Consider the following 3,815-nt stretch of genomic DNA (forward strand, 5'->3'; position numbering starts at 1 on the left):
GAGCCGGCTCCGGCTCTGATGCGCGACCGGACTCCGGCTCAGAGCGGCTTGACCAGCAGCTCGAAGGCCAGGTCGTCGCGGAGCGGGACGCCGAAGCGCTCGTCACCGTAGGGGAAGGGGCTCAGCTCGCCGGTGCGCCGGTAGCCGCGGCGCACGTAGTAGGCGATGAGCTCCTCCCGTACGTGCACCACCGTCATCCGCATCTCCTTGGCGCCCCAGGTCTCGCGGGCGCGGCGCTCGGCCTCGGCCAGGATCTCCTTGCCGAGGCCCGCGCCCTGGAGGCCGGGGCGGACGGCGAACATCCCGAAGTACACGTGGTCGTCGCGGTGTTCGAGCTGGCAGCAGGCGATGAGCTCGCCCGCGCGCTCGACGACGAGCAGGACCCCGTCCGGGGCGGCGATGACGGCGCGGACCCCGTCCGGGTCGGTGCGCTGCCCGTCCAGGTAGTCGGCCTCGGTGGTCCAGCCGGCCCGGCTCGCGTCCCCCCGGTAGGCGGACTCGACGAGTTCCACCAGTTCCGGTACGTCCGTCTCCACGGCGCTGCGGAAACTCAGGGCTTCGGGCTGGGCGGTCGTCATCGGGCGCTCCGTTCAGTGCGGCGGCATATGACATGCCGGGAAGGCACCGAGAGCGTAACCCGGAGCCGCGTGAGGGTGCCGTGAGAGGGGCATCTCTCCCCGTGACGCCGACGAACCGGGAGGTTCCGCCGTGCACGGTTCCGCCACTTCCCCCACCACCTCCGTCTCCTCCTGGCTGCTGGTGCTGCTGTGCGCGGTGAGCGGTGCGTACTGCCTGCGGCGGGCGCGGGGTTCGGGCGGCGCCGCCGGAGAGGCGGTGATGGGATTCGGGATGGCCCTGATGGCCGTGCCCCTCGGCGGGCACGGTGACGGGTGGCGGGCGCCCGTGCTGGGTGTGGTCTTCTGCGGTACCGCCCTGCACGCCCTGTGGCTGCTGCGGGGCGGATCCCACCACGCGCACCACCTGGTCGGCTCGCTGACGATGGTCTACATGGCCCTGATGGCGGGGCCCGGGGCCGGGCACGGGCAGGAACACTCCCAGGCGGCCGGCCCGCCCCTGCTGACGGGCGCGCTGCTCCTCTACTACGCCGGGTACGTGATGCTCGGTGGAACCCGGCTGCTCACCGCGGGGGACACCGTCTCCCCGCGGCCGGCCGCCGGCCGGGGCGGAGCCACCGAACTCATCCGCGCCTGCCGACTCGCCATGGGAATGGGGATGTTGGCCATGCTGCTCACGATGTGACGGGCCCGGCGGACGTGTCCTGCGTCACCAAAGGCCCGAGGACGTACCCGCAGGTAGTCCCACGCTCATAGGCTGGCGGTCATGATGGTCCCCGCCGCTCTCCTGTTGCTCGGCGCCCTGACCGCGGTGCTCGCCCCCCGTCTGCTGGCCCGGGCCCGGTGGCCCGAGCGTGAGCCGGTCGTCGCCCTGTGGGTGTGGCAGTGCGTGGTCGGTGCCGTGCTCCTGTGCTTCGGACTGTCGATGCTGCTGAGCGCGGCGGCCGCCTGGCAGGAGGTCCGGGGCCGGTTGTTCGCCTCCGCCCCGCACGGGGTGGTCGACGCCTACGCCCTGGGCGCGACCGGCGGGCCCTGGGCCACCATCACCGCGCTCGCCCTGGCGGGCGGCGGGCTGTGGACCGGGGCGATGCTGACCGGTGAGGTGCTGCGGGCACGGGCCCGGCGGCGCGCCCAGGGCAGCGAACTGCTGCTACGGGCCCCGCTGCTGCCCGGGGAGGACCCGGCGGGCGCGCGGCTCGTCGTACTGGAGGGTCCCCGGCCGGACGCCTGGTGGCTGCCGGGAGCGACCCCGCAGCTGGTGGTCACGACGGCGGCGCTGGGCCGCCTGAAGGGCAGCCAGCTGGACGCCGTACTGGCGCACGAGCAGGGGCACGCGGCGGCCCGGCACGACTGGCTGCTGCACTGTTCACGGGCGCTGGCCCGGGGCTTCCCGCAGGTGCCGGTCTTCGCGGCGTTCGAGGCGGAGATGCACCGGCTGGTGGAGATGGCCGCGGACGATGTGGCCTCCCGGCGGTTCGGACGGCTGACGATCGCGCTGGCGCTGGTCGGACTCAACGAGGACCGTGGGGTGTTCGGGACCGCCTCCTCGCCCGAGCACGCGCACGTTCCCCAGCGGGTGCGCAGGCTGCTGTCGGCGGCGCCCCGGCTCTCCCCCGGCCGTCGGCTGCGGCTGACGGCACTGGCCACACTGGTCCCCGCGATCCCGCTGGTGGTGGCCTTGGTGCCGGGGCTGAGCGCCCTGGCGTAGAACGGGCGCCCCGGCGCTGCCCGCCGCCCGCCGGTGCTCGACGGTGCGAGGATCGGGGCATGCGCAAAGATCCCCTGTGGTGGACGGGCATCGGCTGTGCGCTGCTCGCGGCGGTCCTGACGGCGCTCGTGGTGGCGGGGTGGCGCCCGCTGCTCGCGTACGACGAGCGGGTCGCGCGGGATCTGCACGCCCACGCCGTGGCCCATCCCTCCGTCACGCAGTTCATGCGGGTGCTCAGCGACTGGGTGTGGGACCCCTGGACCATGCGGGCGCTGGCGGCGGTCGCCTGCGTGCTGCTGTGGTGGCGGGGCGACCGGAGGCGGGCGCTGCTGGTGGCCCTGGTGACGCTGGCGGCGTCGGTGGTGCAGCAAGGGCTGAAGGTGATGGTGGGTCGGGAACGTCCGGTGTGGTCGGATCCGGTGGACTCGGCGCAGTACGCGGCCAACCCGTCCGGCCACGCCATGACCGCGACGGTGGTGTGCGGACTGCTCCTGTGGCTGCTGCCCCGCCCGGCTCCGGGCCGGTCGGCGGTCGCGTGGCTGGTGGCCGCCTGGACGGTGGCCGCGGTCTCGGTGCTCGGGGTCGGCTTCACCCGCGTGTACCTCGGGGTGCACTGGCCGTCGGACGTGCTGGCGGGCTGGCTCCTGGGCGTGGCCCTGGTGGCTCTCGCGACGTCCGTGCCCGTCCGCGAACGCGGATGCGACCCGGTGGAGCGGTGAGGGTACGGCGTGCCTGCCCTGGATGATCCCCCGTGTCACCCAGAGCAGGCGACCCCGTGCGCTGAGTATATTGGCCGGTAGCCAGTCAACGCAGGAGTAAGCATGTCCCCGCGCAGCGCATCGGTCAATGAAGAATTGCGCAGACGTTCCCGGGAGCGGCTGCTGCAGTCCACGGTCGAACTCGTGGCCGAGCACGGCTACGAGGCCACGACGCTCGGCGACATCGCCGACCGGGCGGGGACGGCACGCGGGCTGGTCTCCTACTACTTCCCGGGCAAACGGCAGTTGCTGCAGTCCGCGGTGCACCGGCTGATGCACCTCACCCTGTACGACGCCCTGGAGCGGGAGCCCCGCAGCGAGTGCGGGCGCGAGCGGCTCGCGCGCGCCGTCGACGCGGTCCTGGGGCTGGCCCGGGACGAACCCCTGCTGATGCGCACGCACATGGCGGGCATCCTGGCGGCCGACGGCTTCGTGCGGTGTCCCGAGCAACAGCGGCTTGCGGAGCTGTTGCGGGACACCGTCGTCCGGTACGGCTCGGCGGACCCCGACGCGGACTATCCGCTGCTGCGGGCCCTGTTGATGGGCGCGGTCGTGGCGATCCTGCTGCCCGGCGCCCCGATGCCCGCGCAGCGGTTGCGGGCGGAGCTGTTCCAGCGCTACGGGCTGGACTGGGAACTCGGAGTCCCGCCGGACGGCGCGCCGCCCGGCGGAACGGTCCCGTCACGGACCTAGGCCGTCTCTTTCGGATCTTGTCGGCCGAGCCCGCGGCGTCCGGTGCCGTGCCCGACAATGCGGCCGGGCGCGGTGCCGGGC

5 protein-coding genes are annotated in these 3,815 nt (G+C 73.8%); 4 read left to right on the top strand and 1 reads right to left on the bottom strand.

What is annotated here, in order from left to right; translation table 11 throughout:
- Positions 1-38: 38 nt before the first annotated feature.
- On the bottom strand, positions 39-578 hold the full coding sequence (locus ACWGIU_RS32340; RefSeq protein WP_453711668.1) for a GNAT family N-acetyltransferase: 540 nt from the start codon (positions 576-578) through the stop codon (positions 39-41).
- A 130-nt stretch (positions 579-708) separates the two neighbouring features.
- Here ACWGIU_RS32340 and ACWGIU_RS32345 point away from each other — a divergent pair, with 130 nt between their 5' ends.
- From ACWGIU_RS32345 to ACWGIU_RS32360, 4 genes are all read left to right on the top strand, one after another.
- Positions 709-1,260, top strand: coding sequence for a DUF5134 domain-containing protein (locus ACWGIU_RS32345; protein WP_453711669.1), 552 nt, complete (start codon positions 709-711; stop codon positions 1,258-1,260).
- A gap of 81 nt (positions 1,261-1,341) precedes the next feature.
- A complete protein-coding gene (locus tag ACWGIU_RS32350) occupies positions 1,342-2,283 on the top strand; it encodes a M56 family metallopeptidase (RefSeq protein ID WP_453711670.1) in 942 nt (313 codons plus the stop codon).
- A 59-nt stretch (positions 2,284-2,342) separates the two neighbouring features.
- Positions 2,343-3,002 carry a phosphatase PAP2 family protein gene (locus ACWGIU_RS32355; RefSeq protein ID WP_453711671.1) on the top strand — a complete coding sequence of 220 codons (660 nt, stop codon included), beginning with the start codon at positions 2,343-2,345 and terminating at the stop codon, positions 3,000-3,002.
- 102 nt (positions 3,003-3,104) lie between these two features.
- Positions 3,105-3,734, top strand: coding sequence for a TetR/AcrR family transcriptional regulator (locus ACWGIU_RS32360; RefSeq protein WP_453711672.1), 630 nt, complete (start codon positions 3,105-3,107; stop codon positions 3,732-3,734).
- Positions 3,735-3,815 lie beyond the last annotated feature (81 nt).

The organism is Streptomyces sp. NPDC054840 (assembly GCF_053611065.1).